The organism is Burkholderiales bacterium, from assembly GCA_015075645.1.
Taxonomy (GTDB): domain Bacteria; phylum Pseudomonadota; class Gammaproteobacteria; order Burkholderiales; family Casimicrobiaceae; genus VBCG01.
This window is the reverse complement of the sequence record JABTUF010000002.1, coordinates 579344-594840: the sequence shown is the minus strand read 5'-3', so window position 1 is coordinate 594840 and position 15497 is coordinate 579344. Positions and strand designations below refer to the sequence as shown.

General features: G+C 72.8%; 15 protein-coding genes and 2 pseudogenes. 14 read left to right on the top strand and 3 right to left on the bottom strand.

The annotated features are described in order from the left end of the window. The first annotated feature begins 37 nt into the window (after positions 1–37). From HS109_06210 to HS109_06200, 3 genes and pseudogenes are all read left to right on the top strand, one after another. Positions 38–461 (top strand): annotated as a pseudogene (locus HS109_06210) (phage virion morphogenesis protein). A gap of 145 nt (positions 462–606) precedes the next feature. Further along, a pseudogene (locus HS109_06205) lies at positions 607–792 on the top strand (hypothetical protein). A gap of 249 nt (positions 793–1041) precedes the next feature. Next, positions 1042–1272: a DUF433 domain-containing protein gene (locus HS109_06200; protein MBE7521962.1), complete on the top strand. Its 231-nt coding sequence runs from the start codon at positions 1042–1044 to the stop codon at positions 1270–1272. A gap of 130 nt (positions 1273–1402) precedes the next feature. On the opposite strand, the gene HS109_06195 is transcribed toward HS109_06200, so the two are convergent. Further along, the gene (locus tag HS109_06195; protein MBE7521961.1) at positions 1403–2140 is read right to left on the bottom strand and encodes an SOS response-associated peptidase; all 738 of its coding nucleotides are present in this window, start codon (positions 2138–2140) and stop codon (positions 1403–1405) included. A gap of 4 nt (positions 2141–2144) precedes the next feature. Next, entirely contained in the window at positions 2145–2726 is a 582-nt protein-coding gene (locus tag HS109_06190) for a hypothetical protein (GenBank protein MBE7521960.1), read from the bottom strand. A 202-nt stretch (positions 2727–2928) separates the two neighbouring features. On the opposite strand from HS109_06190, the gene mobB reads away from it, so the two are divergent. From mobB to HS109_06135, 11 genes are all read left to right on the top strand, one after another. After that, the gene (gene mobB / locus HS109_06185; protein ID MBE7521959.1) at positions 2929–3444 is read left to right on the top strand and encodes a molybdopterin-guanine dinucleotide biosynthesis protein B; all 516 of its coding nucleotides are present in this window, start codon (positions 2929–2931) and stop codon (positions 3442–3444) included. A gap of 111 nt (positions 3445–3555) precedes the next feature. Beyond that, on the top strand, positions 3556–4206 hold the full coding sequence (locus HS109_06180; protein MBE7521958.1) for a porin family protein: 651 nt from the start codon (positions 3556–3558) through the stop codon (positions 4204–4206). 147 nt (positions 4207–4353) lie between these two features. Then, complete coding sequence (locus tag HS109_06175; GenBank protein ID MBE7521957.1) at positions 4354–4635, top strand: MoaD/ThiS family protein; 282 nt, start codon at positions 4354–4356, stop codon at positions 4633–4635. A gap of 2 nt (positions 4636–4637) precedes the next feature. Further along, the gene (gene moaE / locus HS109_06170; GenBank protein MBE7521956.1) at positions 4638–5114 is read left to right on the top strand and encodes a molybdopterin synthase catalytic subunit MoaE; all 477 of its coding nucleotides are present in this window, start codon (positions 4638–4640) and stop codon (positions 5112–5114) included. A gap of 80 nt (positions 5115–5194) precedes the next feature. Beyond that, the gene (locus HS109_06165; GenBank protein MBE7521955.1) at positions 5195–6121 is read left to right on the top strand and encodes a 2-dehydro-3-deoxygalactonokinase; all 927 of its coding nucleotides are present in this window, start codon (positions 5195–5197) and stop codon (positions 6119–6121) included. Further along, positions 6118–6765 (top strand): 2-dehydro-3-deoxy-6-phosphogalactonate aldolase, encoded by a 648-nt coding sequence (locus HS109_06160; GenBank protein ID MBE7521954.1) that lies wholly within the window; start codon positions 6118–6120, stop codon positions 6763–6765. The genes HS109_06165 and HS109_06160 overlap by 4 nt, the downstream gene beginning before the upstream one ends. A gap of 157 nt (positions 6766–6922) precedes the next feature. Further along, positions 6923–7852 (top strand): sugar kinase, encoded by a 930-nt coding sequence (locus HS109_06155; protein ID MBE7521953.1) that lies wholly within the window; start codon positions 6923–6925, stop codon positions 7850–7852. Further along, positions 7849–8604, top strand: coding sequence for an SDR family oxidoreductase (locus HS109_06150; protein ID MBE7521952.1), 756 nt, complete (start codon positions 7849–7851; stop codon positions 8602–8604). The genes HS109_06155 and HS109_06150 overlap by 4 nt, the downstream gene beginning before the upstream one ends. Positions 8605–8643: 39 nt before the next feature. Continuing rightward, positions 8644–8904, top strand: coding sequence for a hypothetical protein (locus tag HS109_06145; GenBank protein ID MBE7521951.1), 261 nt, complete (start codon positions 8644–8646; stop codon positions 8902–8904). After that, a complete protein-coding gene (crcB, locus tag HS109_06140) occupies positions 8901–9281 on the top strand; it encodes a fluoride efflux transporter CrcB (protein MBE7521950.1) in 381 nt (126 codons plus the stop codon). Before HS109_06145 ends, crcB begins: the two co-directional genes overlap by 4 nt. Positions 9282–9307: 26 nt before the next feature. After that, on the top strand, positions 9308–10282 hold the full coding sequence (locus HS109_06135) for a quinone oxidoreductase (protein MBE7521949.1): 975 nt from the start codon (positions 9308–9310) through the stop codon (positions 10280–10282). A 31-nt stretch (positions 10283–10313) separates the two neighbouring features. On the opposite strand, the gene putA is transcribed toward HS109_06135, so the two are convergent. Further along, complete coding sequence (gene putA / locus HS109_06130) at positions 10314–15146, bottom strand: trifunctional transcriptional regulator/proline dehydrogenase/L-glutamate gamma-semialdehyde dehydrogenase (protein ID MBE7521948.1); 4833 nt, start codon at positions 15144–15146, stop codon at positions 10314–10316. Between the last annotated feature and the right edge of the window lie 351 nt (positions 15147–15497).

Below are 15497 nucleotides of genomic sequence, written 5' to 3'. Positions count from 1 at the left end.
TAGCGTCGCCCGCGGGGAGGCGCCAAGGATAGCACCGATGAAGGCGAAGATCGAGATCGTCCAGGACGAGGTCACCGTCGCGCTTTCCGCGCTGGTCGCGCTGGGCGAGGACCTGACGCCGGTGATGCGCGAGCTCGCCGGCGTTGATGCACGACTCGGTCGAGGAGAACTTCCGGGTCGAGGGCCGCCCGGCCTGGACGCCGCTCGCGCCCTCCACCCTGCGCAAGCGCCGCCAGTCGGGTTCGAACGCGAAGATCCTGCAGCGCACCGGCCGGCTCGCCGCGTCGATCACGCCGGACTCGGGCCGCGACTACGCCGTGGTCGGCATCAACGTGGTCTATGCGCCGATCCAGCACTTCGGCGGCACGATCCAGCGCGCGGCGTTCTCTCCAGAATCGGTCGTCATTCTCTCCAACGCCCACGTGCGACGGCGGCCGGATTACTGGAAGCGTCGCCGGTAGCGCCCCAACCCTACGGTCAACCGGACGCGCCGGCACGTGGCTTGAACTTAGGCGAGCATCTCGTCGGCGCGCCGGTTGCCTTAACCGTTAGACCTCTTGCCGGCCGGACATTGACCGCGTCCCCGACATTTGCCACGATCACGGCGTGTACTTCGAGATCATCGGAGAGCTCTCCGCGGTCGAAACCATTGCCCCGGGCTCTGGCATCCGCGAATTGGCGCGCTTGCGAAAGTTCCATGGCCGCGGCCGGTGGCGCAAGCGCAAGGGCGTTGCCCGCGTGCGTCTGATCGACGGTGTCACGGTGCTGGCCGAGTTGCATTGGCATGAAGCTACTGCCGATGCGCAGGCAGCCAAACACGGCCAACTTCGGGTCGTCGATGAGTCGGGAGAGGACTACCCGTATCCCGAGGAGTTCTTCTTGACCGTCGAGCTGCCGCAGTCTTTGCGACGCCGCGTGCTGCAGGCAGCCTGACGCGAAATCCGGGGCCTGTCGGAAGGCCGGAGATCCAGAAGTTTGCTGGCGCTCTCCAAGGGCAACGAGCCAGCACAAGGGCGTTCCTCGATATTGCGGCGCGACCGCATCGGGGGTACGCCGGACCGAAGGAGCTCGCCGATCTCCCGATCGCACGATGTCCTTGGCGGCACGCCGGTGTTCGCCGGTACTCGCGTGCCTGTCCAGACTCTGCTCGACTACCTCGCGGCCGGTGAATCGATCGATGATTTTCTCGAAGGCTTCCCGAGCGTGACACGGGAGCAGATCGTCACGTTTCTGGAGCTGGCGAAGGATCGACTGATCGAAGTCACGCCGTGAGGTTGTTGCTCGACGAGTGTGTTGATCGGCGGCTCGCGCGGCAGATTCCCGGGCATGAAGTTGCCACCGCCGTTGGACCGGGCTCGGTCAGTTCAGGAACGCAGCAAGATCTCCGCCCACCAACCGGGCATCAGAAGAGCGCCGACTGCTTCGGCGTCCTGGGCGTCGCCGGGGGCGGCGGAGTCTCCTGCGGTGGCTCGGGCGCCACGCCGGCCAGAGGCACGATCAGCGACGCATCGTCGTTGCGGATGCTGCCGACCTTCGCGGAGACGGGCGTCCAGCGCATTGCGTCGGACGGGTAGGGCGCGACGAGGTCCGAGGGATCGGCGACGCCGGGATCGAGCCAGCGCGCGTAGGCGTCCGGCGGCACGATGACCGGCATGCGCTCGTGCACCGGGCGCAGCAGGTCGTTCGCGTCGGTGGTCACGACCGTGCAGGTGTCGAGCGGTTCGCCGTCCGGACCGAGCCAGCGCTCGGCGAGCCCGGCCAGCGCGAACGGCGCGCCGTCGCGCAGGGCGATGTGCACCGGCTGCTTGCCGCCCTCGCGCGCCATCCACTCGTAGAACCCCGAAGCGGGGAGCAGGCAGCGGTGCCGCCGGTACGCCGTGCGGAACGCAGGTTTCTCCTTCAGCGTCTCGCCGCGCGCGTTGATCATGCGCGCGCCGATCGACGGGTCCTTCGCCCAGCGCGGCACGAGCCCCCAGCGGACCTGGACGAGTTCGCGCGCGCCCTGTGCGTTGACGCGCACGATCGGCACGTCCTGCATCGGCGCGATGTTGTAGCGCGGCGCGAGCGCCGGCGGCGCGGGCAGGCCGAACGCCAGCGCGATCGCGGCGGGCGAGGCGTGCAACTCGTAGCGGCCGCACATGGCGTCAGCCCGGTCCGTCGCTCCCGCCCTCGGGTGCGGCGGCGAGGAGCTTCTTCGCGGTCTTCGCGACCTGCATCGTGTCCCAGTACGCGTAGCTCGCCACCGCGGCCGCGCCGGCGATCGGCACCCAGCGCGTCGCGGCGGTGCCGGCCAGGCGTTTGGACACCGCGACGCTCACGCCCGCGAGCGCTCCCTGGATCGCGCCGCTGCCCAGTTGGCGGAGCACGAAGCGCTGGCCCGCGCGCACCGCGACGTCGCGCAGCACCTGGCTCGCGGCATGGCGGAACAGGCAGTAGAGCATGTGGGTGCGCGTGAGTTCGCCCTCGCGTCCGTACAACCCGAAGATGTCGGCGACCATCTGCCGCTGGATGCGCCAGATGACGTAGATGTCGGGCAGCACCGTGAGCATGCCGAACGGCCCGGGCGGCAGCGCGAGCGATCCGGACACCATCGCCGCGCGCTGCGCGGCCTCGCGCGCCAGCTTGTCGGCCGCGCCGTCGGGATGGTCGACCGCGTGCGAGCGGGATGGGGGCACGCGCGCGATCACGCGCTCGATCGCCCCGACGACCTCGCGTTCGGGGGGCATCGTGGTGGCGGGAACTCGGCTCATCGTCGGCGTAACCGGGGCGGATGGGGACAGGATAGCGCGACGCGCGCGAACGGTCGCGCGGGCCGCCGTTCGCCGGATCGCTAGAATGCACCCCTTTGGACCCCGTGACCCCGATGCGATTCCTTCCGCCGCGTTCATCCGCCCGCCGCGCCGTCGCCGGCCGCTGACTGCGCCCGCAATGCGCGCGTTCGGCTTCGCCGGGTGGTCCGGCAGCGGCAAGACCACGCTGATCGAACAGGTCATCCCGCGGCTCGTCGCCCGCGGACTCGCGGTGTCGCTCATCAAGCACGCGCACCACGAGTTCGACGTCGACCAGCCGGGCAAGGACAGCTTCCGCCATCGGGCGGCGGGTTGCTCGGAGGTCCTCGTCACCTCCACGTGGCGCTGGGCGCTGATGCGCGAACTTCGCGGCGAACAGCAACTGTCGCTCGGCGAGGCGCTGATGCGCCTGTCGCCCTGCGATCTCGTGCTGGTCGAAGGATTCAAGTCGGCACGGCTGCCCAAGCTCGAGATTCACCGGGCCGGGCTCGCCAAACCCTGGCTCCATGGCGACGATCCCCACATCCTCGCCATCGCCTCGGACGCCGATCCCATGCCGTCGGCAGGGTCTCGACCGTGGTTCCGGCTCGACGCCTGCGACGAAATCGCAACGTTCATCCTGGCCCACGCCCGGCCGGCCCCCTGGGACGATTGACGAGCGCCGCAGGCGAGGGGTAGGGTGAACTTGCAGGGCGCAGCGCGGACGAAGGAAGGCATGCCTCGGTCCGCGACCGGGGGATCGGATCGGGCGGCCTGACGACAAGTCATGAAGATTCAGACACTTGTGGGCATCGTGCTGGCGGGAGCGGCCTCCGGGTTGGCCCTGCCCGCGGCCGGCGCATCAACCTTTGCCGGCTTCTACGGCGGCATCGTCCTGCAGGATGGCGCGCGATCGACCGGAGTGTCGCTCGACGGATCGGGAAGCCGTGGGCTCCGCACTCCCGGGATGGACGAGGCGACGACGCGTCAGATCTTCGGCGGCTACCGCTGGAACAACGACCTCGCGGTCGAAGCCGCATTCGCTCGAAGCGAGAGCTACGCGCTGCGGCCGTTCAGCGCGTCGACGCCGACCGGCGTCGGTCTCACGCTCGGCGGTCACGACCTCGCCCCGCAGGCCGCCTACAACCTCGATGTGTTCGGCAGCTACACGTTCCTGCGCTCGTTCGCGCTCTACGGCCGGGTCGGCTACGCGCAGAACGAGCCGGCGGGATCCGGTGCGACGACGCTCGTCGCCTATCCCGATGCGAGACTCGTCCGCGACGGCGTGAACTACGGCCTGGGGCTGCGCTACGACATGACGCGCACGCTCGGCGTGAATCTCGAGTACACGCGGTTCGGGCGGTTCGCGTTCGACAGCTTCGGCAGCACGCTGCCGGACAACGACCAGGTCCGCCTGGGCGTGCAGTTCCGCTTCTGACGCCCGACGTTCGCCGCGGCGCGAGCGCGGCGGTACACTGACGCCATGGCGGCGCGTTGCAACGCGAACGTCGCAGCGCCGGTCGCGCATTCATCCGCCGAGCAGCATCCGGTCCCGATGTCGGCCACCCGTCCGAGCGCCAGAACCATGCATGATTCCCCCACCCTCGCCACCTCTGTCGTGACCCTCGTGTTCCTGGCGCGGCTGCGCGACGCGTTCGGCGCGTCGCACGAGCGGTTCGAAGTCGCCGGCCCGACGACCGTCGGCGCGATCCGCGAACGCCTGCGCGCGCGCGGCGGTGCGTACGCGAGCGAACTCGCCGAGGGTCGCGCGGTGCGCGCCGCGGTGAACCACGAACTCGCGGGCGAGGCGACGCGCGTCGCGCCCGGCGACGAAGTCGCGTTCTTTCCTCCGGTGACCGGAGGCTGACCGTGCGCGTGCGCATCCAGTCCGGGCCGTTCGACGCGCAGGCGGAGGCCGATCGCCTGCGGGCGGACGATCTCGACGTCGGCGCGGTCGTGACCTTCACCGGCACCGTGCGCGACGTGAACGAGGGCGATGCCGTCGGCGCGCTGACGCTCGAGCACTACCCGGGCATGACCGAGAAGGCGCTCGAAGCCATCGTCGACGAGGCGCACGCGCGCTTTTCAGTCCGGCGCATTCTCGTGATCCATCGTGTCGGGACGCTCGCGCCGGGCGACCCGATCGTGCTGGTCGCGGTGACCGCCGCGCATCGCGGCGAGGCGTTCGACGCCTGCCGCTTCGTGATGGACTACCTGAAGACCCGCGCGCCGTTCTGGAAGAAGGAGCGCACGCCGGAAGGCGAGCGCTGGGTCGAGGCGCGTGCGTCCGACGACGAGGCGGCCGATCGCTGGGAACGCCCGCGCGCGCCGACCGAACTGGCCTGACCTCTTGACCGTTCCGGCGGTCGGGACGACCATCGGGGTCTGCCGGGCGCCGCATCCCGAGCGTCAGCGGCATCGCCCGCATGTCTTCCGCCGCCTTGATCGCCCTCGACTGGGGCACCACCCGCGCCCGCGCGTTCCGGATCGACGCGACCGGCCGCGTCCTCGACACCCGCAGCGGCGACCTCGGCGTGCAGCGCCTGGGCGGTGCCACGTTCCCGCAGGCACTGGCGCAGCTCACCGGTGACTGGAGCGACGAGCGCGCACCGCGGCTCGCCTGCGGGATGATCGGCAGCCGGCAGGGCTGGCGCGAGGCTCCGTACCTGCCGTGCCCGGCCTCGCTCGAAGCGTTGTCGCGCGGATTCGTTGAGGTCGAGGGCGCCGCGCTCGCGATCGTTCCTGGGTTGTCGACGCGCGACGGGTCCGGGCTCCCGGACGTGATGCGTGGCGAGGAGACCCAGATCTTCGGCGCGGTGCCGATCGACGCGCCCCGCACGCTCGTGGTGCTGCCCGGCTCGCACAGCAAGTGGGCGCGGGTCGAACGCGGCGTCGTGCTCGACTTCTCGACCTACCTGACCGGCGAACTCTACGACGCGCTCGTCGGCCACACGATCCTCGGGCGGCTCGCGACGCCGGCGCGGGAGGGTACGCCCGGCCCCGCGTTCCTGCGCGGCGTCGAGCGCGGCCTCGGTTCGGGCCAGACGCTGCACGACATCTTCGGCGCGCGCACGCTCGCCCTCTCAGGTGAACTCGAACCCGACTCGATTCGCGACTGGCTGTCGGGGCTTCTCATCGGCCGCGAGGTCCGCGCCGGTCGCGTCTGGGCCCAACTCGCCGGCGACGATGCCGCGCGCGTCCTGGTGGTGGGGAGCGACGCGCTCGCCGAACGCTACCTGACCGCGCTCGCGGCCGCGGACGTCGCCGCCGAACGCGGACCCGCCGAGGCGGCCGCCACCGGCCTCTACCGTATCGCCCGGGCCGCCGGGCGTCTCGCACCGGAGCATCGATGAAGCTCGCCGATTGCCTCTCGCCGCTGCCGCTCGTCGCGGTGCTGCGCGGCATCTCGCCCCCGGAAGTGCCCGGCGTCGCCGACGCGCTCACCGGCGCGGGCTTCCGCGTTCTCGAGGTGACGCTCAACTCGCCGCAGCCGTTCGACAGCATCCGTGCGCTGTCGGCACGGTGCGGCGCGACCTGTCTCGTCGGCGCCGGAACGGTGATCGATCCCGCCGACGTCGCGCGCGTGCGCGACGCGGGTGGGCGGCTCATCGTGATGCCGCACGCGGACCCCGCGGTGATTCGCGAGGCGAAGCGCCTCGGGCTCGTGTGCATTCCCGGCGTCGCGACGCCGACCGAGGCGTTCGGGGCGCTTTCCGCGGGCGCCGACGCACTCAAGTTGTTCCCGGCGGAGGGGCTCGCGCCCTCCGCGCTCAAGGCATGGCGGGCGGTGCTGCCGAAGGCGACGCTCGTGTTCGCGGTCGGCGGCATGCGGCCGGACAATCTCGCGCCGTGGTGGGAGGCGGGCGCGGACGGATTCGGCACCGGATCGAACCTGTACAAGCCCGGCGCGGGCGCCGAGGCGGTGCGCGAGGCGGCGCGGGCGTATGCTCGCGGCTTCGCGGGGTTGCCCGCGCGCGAAGCGGGAAGCGCACCTTGATGGTTGCCACGCGCGGTCCGGTGGGCACGCGCGATCGGTACGGGAGCGGGGGAACAGGCATGGGTTGTCGAACCACGTGCGCGTCGAGCGCGACCGTCGGCGCGTTCGTGTCCGCGGCCTCGCGCCCGGCCAGGACCTTCCGGTCATGACGCGCACCGTGGGGCGCTTCGACCTCTGCGCGCTCGGCGAGCCGATGGTGGAGTTCAACCAGGCGCGCGGCGCGGATGCGCACGTCTGGCGGCAGGGCTTCGGCGGCGACACGTCGAACATGGCGATCGCCGCCGCGCGGCTCGGCGCGCGCGTGGCCTACGTCACGCGCCTGGGCGACGACGCGTTCGGCGCGATGTTCCGCGCGCTGTGGCGTGCCGAGGGCGTGGCGCAGGACGGCGTGGCGACCGATCCGGACGCACCGACGGCCGTCTACTTCGTGACCCATGGTCCCGCGGGCCACGCGTTCTCGTACCTGCGTGCGGGCTCCGCGGCGAGCCGGATGGCGCCCGCGACGCTGCCGCGCGAGGTGATTCGCGCATCGCGCACGCTGCACGTGTCGGGAATCAGCCAGGCGATCTCGACCTCCGCCTGCGACGCGGTGTTCGCCGCGATCGCCGCGGCGCGCGAGGCGGGCGCGAAGGTGAGCTACGACCCGAACCTGCGCCCGAAGCTCTGGCCGCGCGATCGTGCGCGCGCGGTCGCGCTCGCGACGATGGCCGCGTGCGACTGGTGCCTGCCGTCGCGCGAGGACGCCGAGTGGATGTTCGGCACCGGCGAGCCCGACGCGGTGATCGACGCCTGCCGGCGCGCGGGCGCGAAGGGCATCGTCTACAAGCGCGGCGCGGATGGCTGCACGATCGACGACGGCCGCGCGCGCGTCGCGATCGCCGCTCATCGCGTCGATGCGGTCGACGCGACCGGCGCGGGCGATTGCTTCGACGGCGCGTTCCTCGCGCGGCTCGCCGCCGGAGCGGCGCCGGTCGATGCGGCCCGGTACGCGAACGCCGCCGCGGCGATCGCGACCACCGGCTACGGCGCGGTCGAACCGCTGCCGCGGCCGCACGAGGTCGACGCATTGCTGCGGCGCGCGGCATGACCGAGGCGGTGACCGGCAGTTTTCGCGACGGCCTCTTCGCGGGCCGTACGGTGCTCGTGACCGGAGGCACGAGCGGCATCGGCGAGGCGATCGCCGACGCGTTCGCCGCGCTCGGCGCGGATGTCACGGTGACCGGCGCCACCGCGGGCGAGGTGGAGTCGGCGCGCGCGCGTCCCGGTTCGCGCCTTCGCGACGCGCGCGTGCTCGACGTGCGCGACGATGCCGCGGTCCGCGACCTCGTCGGGGCGCTCCCTTACATCGATGTGCTCGTGAACGCCGCGGGGGTCATCCGCCGCGACAGCGAGCACGATCCCGAGGTGTTCGCCGACACCGTCGCGATCAACCTGACCGGCACGATGCGCTGCTGCGCTCATGCCCGGGCGAAACTCGCCGCGGCGCGGGGATCGGTCGTCAACATCGCGTCGATCCTGTCGATCTTCGGCGGTGCGCGGGTGCCCGGCTACGCGGCGTCGAAGGGGGGCGTGGCGCAACTCACGCGCTCGCTCGCGATCGCCTGGGCGCCCGAGGGGATCCGCGTCAACGCGCTCGCGCCCGGCTGGGTGCGCACCGCGCTCACGAGCGCGCTCCAGGACGACACGTGGCGCAGCGCGGCGATCGTCGCGCGCACGCCGATGGCGCGGTGGGCGGAGCCCTCCGACATCGCGGGTGCCGCGGTGTTCCTGGCCTCGCCGGCGGCTGCCTTCGTCACCGGGGTACTGCTGCCGGTCGACGGCGGGTACCATGTGAGCTGACGCCGCGGCGGGTTGGAACGAACGGGGGAGGGGGCAGGCATGACGCTCAACACGGCGATCCGGCACCTCGAGAAGGGCAACTGGCGCAAGGCGCACGACGTCGTGCAGAACGACGCCACCGAGTTCGGCTGCTGGGCACACGGGATCGTGCACCTGCTCGAAGGCGACCTCCCGAACGCCCGGTACTGGTACCGCCGCGCGCATCGCGCGTTCCCGCGCGCGCACGACCCCTCCGCCGAGATCGACGCGCTGGTCGCGGCGTGGAAAGAGGACCTGCGCGACGCGCGCATGGCCCGATGATCGCCGGGTTCGCCGCCGTCGGGTTAGGCGCCGCGCTCGGCGCCTGGCTGCGCTGGGGCCTGTCGGCGTGGCTCAATCCGCGCGTGCCGTCGTTTCCGCTCGGCACGCTCGCGGCGAACCTCGCCGGCGGCTACCTGGTCGGATTCTGCGTCGCGTTCTTCGTCGCGCGTGCCGACCTCGCGCCCGAATGGCGCCTCTTCGCGGTAACCGGCCTCCTGGGCGGGCTCACGACGTTCTCGACCTTCTCCGCCGAGGTGGTCGAACTCCTGATGCGCGGCGAGGTCGCGCCGGCCGCGGCGCTCGCGTTCGCGCATCTCGCCGGTTCGCTCCTCCTCACCTTCGCCGGCTTCGCGACCTTTCGTCTGCTGGCGTCCTGATGTCCAATGCACCACGGGAATTCCGCATGACCCGAGCCATTCGTTTCCATGCCACCGGCGGGCCGGAAGTGCTCGCCTTCGAAACCGTCGCCGTCGGCGAACCCGGCCCCGGCGAGGCGCGCGTGCGCCACACCGCGATCGGCCTCAACTACCTCGACACCTACCACCGCTCCGGCGCCTACAAGCTGACCTTGCCGTCGGGCCTGGGACAGGAGGCGGCCGGCGTCATCGAGGCGCTCGGGCCGGACGTGCAGGGCCTCGCGGTCGGCCAGCGCGTCGCCTACGGCACCGGTCCGATCGGCGCGTACAGCGAGGCGCGCGTGATGCCGGTCGACCGGCTGGTCCCGCTGCCCGACGGTGTCTCCGACCGCGACGCTGCGGCGATGATGCTGAAAGGGCTCACCGTCCAGTACCTGTTCCGGCAGACGAAGCGCCTGCAGGCGGGCGACACCATCGTCTTCCACGCCGCGGCGGGCGGCGTCGGACTGATCGCGTGCCAGTGGGCGAAGGCGCTCGGCGTCACGATGATCGGTACCGTGTCGACCGATGCGAAGGCCGCGATGGCGCGCGAGCACGGCTGCACGCACACGATCGTCTACACGCGCGAGAATGTCGTCGAGCGCGTGAAGGCGCTGACCGGCGGCAAGGGCGTTCCGGTCGTCTACGACGGCGTCGGCAAGGACACGTTCCCCATGTCGCTCGAATGCCTCGCGCCGCGCGGCCTGTGGGTGCTGTTCGGCGCGTCGTCGGGACCGGTGCCGCCGTTCGACCTGCAGATGCTCGCGCAGCGCGGTTCGCTCTACGTGACGCGACCGACGCTCTTCAGCTACGCGGCGACCCGTGCGGAACTCCTCGCGATGGCGAAGGAGATGTTCGACCTGATGCTCGCGGGCAGGATTCGCGCGGAGATCCACCAGACGTTCCCGCTCGCGCAGGCCGCGGACGCGCATCGCGCGTTGCAGGGACGCGCGACGACCGGGGCGACGCTGCTCATCCCCTGATCCGGGCGCGGCACGCCGCGCCGGGGCGCGCTCAGCCGATCGTCATCAGCGTGGCGTTGCCGCCCGCGGCGGCGGTGTTGACGGAGAGCGCGCGCTCGATGACGAGGCGCTCGAGCGGGACGCGGGTGTCGCCCGGCTCGAACCGCTCGACGCCGACGACCGGGCCCGCGCGCTCCGCGAGCTTCCGCTGCACGGCGGCGAGTTCGTCGACGCTGCCGTGCAGCAGCACGAGATCGAGAGGCGCGCCGGCCGCGTCGGGTCCGCTGACCGTGGCGATGTGCCGCTGCAGGTCTTCGGGCAGGGCCTCGTGCAACGCCCGAGCCTCGGTCGGCCACAGCGCCCGGGCGCCGACCGCGAGCACCGCCGCCAGTTGCACGAGGCGATCATCGTCGTCGTGCGCGAGACACAGCACGCCACGGCGGGGGACGACGCGCCAGGTGTTGCGCTCGCCGGTGGGGCCGGCGAGCACGAGCGCCGTCGACGAAGGCGCGAGGTCCGCCATGCGCGCGCAGGTCGGCGCGAGCGGGCCCGCGCGTTCCCGCGCCCATGACATCAGCGTCGCGAGCGGGCCGGATGCGGCTCGCAAACCGGGATTCGCGCCCTCGGCGTCGAAGGCGCGCGCGAGCGCATCGTCCGGGCGCTCGGCGAGGAGCCGCAGCAGGTACAGCGGCCCGCCGGCCTTCGGCCCGGTGCCCGAGAGCCCTTCGCCGCCGAACGGCTGGACGCCGACGACCGCGCCGACCATGTTGCGGTTCACGTACACGTTGCCCGCGTGCGCAGCGTCCGTCACCTTCGCGATCGTCTCGTCGATGCGCGTGTGCAGGCCCAGCGTGAGTCCGTAGCCGGTGGCGTTGATCTCGGCGACGAGCGCGTCGAGGTCCTCGCGCCGGTAGCGGCGGACGTGCAGCACCGGGCCGAACACCTCGCCTTCGAGTTCGGCGAGGCTCGCGATCTCGATCACCGTCGGCGCGACGAAGGTCCCGCGCGACACGAGGCCCGCGTCGCCGTCGGGGGCCCGGCGCACGCGCCGGCCCGCCGCGCGCATCGCGTCGACGTGACGCTCGATGCCCGCTCGCGCCTCCTCGTCGATGACCGGGCCGACGTCGGTCGAGAGCCGGTCGGGATTCCCGATGCGCAGTTCCGCCATCGCGCCTTCGAGCATCGCGACGATACGGTCGGCCGATTCCTCCTGGACGCACAGCACGCGCAGCGCCGAACAGCGTTGTCCCGCGCTGTCGAACGCCGAGGCGAGAACGTCGGCGACCACCTGCTCGGGCAACGCGGACGAGTCGACGATCATCGCGTTCTGGCCGCCGGTCTCGGCCACGAGAGGCACCGGCCGGCCGTGCGCGTCGAAGCGTCCGACGAGCGATCGCTGCAGCGCCCGCGCGACCGCCGTCGAGCCGGTGAAGAGGATGCCGCGCACGCGCGCGTCGCCCGCGAGCCTCGCGCCGACGACCTCGCCGGCGCCGGGGACGAGCTGGAGCGCGGCGCGCGGCACGCCGGCGGCGTGCAGCACGCGGACCGCTTCCGCGGCGACGAGCGGCGTCTGCTCGGCCGGCTTCGCGAGCACGGCGTTGCCGGCGGCGAGCGCCGCGGACACCTGCCCGGTGAAGATCGCGAGCGGAAAGTTCCACGGACTGATGGCGAGCACGGTCCCGAGCGGGCGGTGGGTCGAGGCGTCGAAGTGCGCGCGAACCTGCGCGGCGTAGTAGCGCAGGAAATCCACGGTCTCGCGCACCTCGGCGATCGCGTTGCCCGCGGTCTTGCCGGCCTCGCGCACGAGGAGCGCGACGAATCGCGGACGCGCCGTCTCCATCCGCTCGGCCGCCGCGTCGAGGATGCGTGCACGCTCTGCAGGGGACACGGCGGCCCAGTCGGCGGCACCCGCCACCGCGCAGGCGAGTGCGTGCTCGACGTCGGCTGGCGTCGCGTCGCGCGCTTCGCCGACGATGTCGGCGGTGTTCGCAGGAGAGCGCACGAATCGGACCGGACCGCCGTCCGCGCCGACCGCGAGGAGCGGCGAGGCTTCGAAGCGTTCCGCGTTGTACGCCTGGAGCGCGCGCGCGAGGTAGCGCAGCGCCGGTTCGCTCGCGAGGTCGACGCCCGCCGAATTGCGTCGCGCATCGCCGTAGAGGTCGCGCGGCAGCGGGATCGCGGGGTGCGGCAAGCCCGCACGGCCTTCGGCACGGGCCTGCGCGTCGATCACCTCGACCGGATCGCGCACCAGGTCGCCGAGCGGGATCGCCGGGTCCGCGATGCGGTGGACGAACGAGGTGTTGGCGCCGTTCTCCAGCAGGCGCCGTACGAGGTAGGCGAGCAGCGTCTCGTGCGTGCCGACCGGCGCGTAGATGCGGCAGGGGCGAGCGAGTCCGCCCGCGGGCGTCGCGCCCACGACCTGTTCGTAGAGCGGCTCGCCCATCCCGTGCAGACACTGGAACTCGTACTGGCCGCTCCGGTAGCGCGCAGGATCGGCGAGTTCGAAGATCGCCGCGAGCGTGTGCGCGTTGTGGGTCGCGAACTGCGGATACACCGCGTCGGGCGCGGCGAGCAGGCGGCGCGCGCATGCGAGATAGGATGCGTCGGTGTGCGGCTTGCGCGTGTAGACCGGATAGCCGTCCAGGCCGTCGACCTGCGCGCGCTTGATCTCCGAGTCCCAGTACGCGCCCTTGACGAGCCGGATCATCAGCCGGCGTCCGCTCCGCCGCGCGAGGTCGATCACGTGATCGACGACGGCGGGGCAGCGCTTCTGGTAGGCCTGGATCACGAAGCCGAGGCCGTTCCAGGCGCGCAGCGCGCGCTCGAACGCGAGGCGTTCGAGGAGGTCGAGCGAGAGGTCGAGGCGGTCGGCCTCCTCCGCGTCGATGTTGAGTCCGATGTCGTGGTGCTTCGCGCGCGCGCAGAGGTCGACGAGCGCGGGCGCGAGTTCGGCGATCACCCGGTCGTGCTGCGAGCGGGCGTAGCGCGGGTGCAGCGCGGAGAGCTTGATCGAGATGCCCGGGCCGTCGAGCACACCGCGACCGCCCGACGCCGCCCCGATCGCCTCAATCGCGTCCTCGTAGGCGCGGCGGTAGCGCCGCGCATCCTCGGCGGTCAGCGCCGCCTCGCCCAGCATGTCGAACGAGTAGCGGTAGCCCTGCGCCTCGCGCACGCGCGCGTTCGCGAGCGCTTCGGCGATCGTCTGGCCGGTGACGAACTGCTCGCCCATCATCCGCATCGCGAGGTCCATGCCCCGGCGGATCAGCGGCTCGCCGCCCGAGGCCACCAGCCGCCCGACGGCCGACGAGAGGCCGGGCTCGCTGTGCGTGGCGACGAGCTTGCCGGTGAGGAGGAGACCCCAGGTCGCCGCGTTCACGAACATCGACGCGCTGCGCCCGAGGTGCGCGTCCCAGTCGCCGCGCGCGATCTTGTCGCGGATCAGCGCGTCGCGGGTCGGGGCATCGGGAATGCGCAGCAGCGCCTCGGCGAGGCACATGAGCGCGATGCCTTCCTGCGACGAGAGCGCGTACTCCTGCAGCAGGCGCTGGACCCGACCCTCGCGGCCGGCACCCGCGTCGCGCTCGCGCAGGTTCCGCGCGAGACGCAGCGCGAGGGCGCGCGCACGCTCGGCCAGCGGTGGCGGCAACCGCGATTCGTCGAGGATGGCGGCGACGGCGTCGGGTTCGCTCGGCCGGCAGCCGCGCGCGATCGCCGCGCGCAGCGGCGCGTCGGCGCCGGGCGACGCATCGAGGAAGCGTCCGAACGGAGCGGCTGCCGGTTCGTCGGACGGAGCCATCGCCGCAGTCCCGAAGGTCAGGCCGCGCCGATCGGGCGGGCGTTGAGGAGCGAGCGCGTCGCGTCCGCGATCTCCGAGGCGGCGAGGCCGATCGGCCCGACGCCGCGCGCGACGAGATCGTCCGCGGCGGCGCCGTGCAGGCACACCGCATAGCGCAGCGCGGCCGACGCATCGAGTCCCTGCGCGAGCATCGCGCCCAGCATCCCGGCGAGCACGTCGCCCGAACCGGCGGTCGCGAGCGCCGGATTGCCGCTCGCGTTCAGGTCGAACCTCCCGTCCGGATGCGCGAGCACGCTGCCCGCGCCCTTGAGGACGACATGCGCGCGCAGCAGGCGCGACAGCGCATGCGCCGAGGCGACGCGATCGCGCTCGACCTCGGCCACGGCGACGCCGAGCAGGCGTGCGGCTTCCGCCGGATGGGGCGTCGCGAGCGTCGCGGCGCCGCGCGCCGCCACGTTCGCGCGCAGCGCGTCGGAACGAGCGATCAGATTGAGCGCGTCGGCGTCGAGCACGAGCGGCACCTGCGCGCCGAGCGCGCGGCCGAGGGCTTCCGCCGCCGCGGCGCCGGCGCCCATGCCCGGTCCCGCGACGATCGCGTCGGCGCCGTCGAGCGCGGCGGCGGCCTCGCCCAGCATCAGCTCCGGCGCGAGTGGATCGACCGCGGGATGCGCCGCGCCGATGAATCCCACCCGCACCTTGCCCGCGCCGGTGCGCACCGCCGCCCGGCCCGCGAGCAGCGGCGCGCCGGTCATGCCGTCGGCGCCGCCGACGATCGCGAGCGCGCCGAACGTGCCCTTGTGGACGTTGCGCCGGTCGCGTCGAAGCGCGTCGGGGCGCATCGCGTCGAGCGTGCGCCAGTCGAGACGCCGGCCCTCGGCCGTCGCGAGCGCGGCATCGAGGCCGAGCATGTGCAGTGAAACCTCGCCCGCCGCGTCGAGCCCCTCGCCGGTGAGAAGCCCCGGCTTGAACGCGATGAACGTCGCGGTCGCGCGCGCGCGGATCGCGGGCTCGTGCACCGTGCCGGTGTCCGCGCCCACGCCGCTCGGGACATCGAGCGCGAGGACCGGAGCGCGCGCTGCGTTGGCCCATGCGACGAGCGCGGCGTCGTTGCCGCCGATCGATCGCGAGAGGCCGATGCCGTAGAGCGCGTCGACGACGAGCGAGGGAGCGCCCGCGCGCGGCTGCGCGACGGTCCGGCCGCCGCCCGCGACGAACGCCCCGTGCGCGGCGCGCGCATCGGGCGGCAGCACGGCGGGATCGTGCGCGAAGACCACCTCGACGTCGAAGAACGCGCGCGCGAGTTCGCGCGCCACGACGAAGCCGTCGCCGCCGTTGTTGCCCGGCCCGGCGAGCACGACGACGCGCCCTCCGGCGGAGGCGGCGAGCATCGCGCGGGCGACGCCGGTCGCCGCGAGGCCGGCACGCTCCATGAGTCCGGCG

What these genes read in the sequence shown, in the direction of transcription:
- HS109_06195 (MBE7521961.1), bottom strand. Translation starts at nt 2,140, where the DNA reads ATGTGCGGCCGCTACGAGTTGCACGCCTCGCCCGCCGCGATCGCGCTG.
- HS109_06190 (MBE7521960.1), bottom strand. Translation starts at nt 2,726, where the DNA reads ATGCCCCCCGAACGCGAGGTCGTCGGGGCGATCGAGCGCGTGATCGCG.
- mobB (MBE7521959.1), top strand. Translation starts at nt 2,929, where the DNA reads ATGCGCGCGTTCGGCTTCGCCGGGTGGTCCGGCAGCGGCAAGACCACG.
- HS109_06180 (MBE7521958.1), top strand. Translation starts at nt 3,556, where the DNA reads ATGAAGATTCAGACACTTGTGGGCATCGTGCTGGCGGGAGCGGCCTCC.
- HS109_06175 (MBE7521957.1), top strand. Translation starts at nt 4,354, where the DNA reads ATGCATGATTCCCCCACCCTCGCCACCTCTGTCGTGACCCTCGTGTTC.
- HS109_06165 (MBE7521955.1), top strand. Translation starts at nt 5,195, where the DNA reads ATGTCTTCCGCCGCCTTGATCGCCCTCGACTGGGGCACCACCCGCGCC.
- HS109_06160 (MBE7521954.1), top strand. Translation starts at nt 6,118, where the DNA reads ATGAAGCTCGCCGATTGCCTCTCGCCGCTGCCGCTCGTCGCGGTGCTG.
- HS109_06150 (MBE7521952.1), top strand. Translation starts at nt 7,849, where the DNA reads ATGACCGAGGCGGTGACCGGCAGTTTTCGCGACGGCCTCTTCGCGGGC.
- HS109_06145 (MBE7521951.1), top strand. Translation starts at nt 8,644, where the DNA reads ATGACGCTCAACACGGCGATCCGGCACCTCGAGAAGGGCAACTGGCGC.
- crcB (MBE7521950.1), top strand. Translation starts at nt 8,901, where the DNA reads ATGATCGCCGGGTTCGCCGCCGTCGGGTTAGGCGCCGCGCTCGGCGCC.
- HS109_06135 (MBE7521949.1), top strand. Translation starts at nt 9,308, where the DNA reads ATGACCCGAGCCATTCGTTTCCATGCCACCGGCGGGCCGGAAGTGCTC.
- putA (MBE7521948.1), bottom strand. Translation starts at nt 15,146, where the DNA reads ATGGGCCAACGCAGCGCGCGCTCCGGTCCTCGCGCTCGATGTCCCGAG.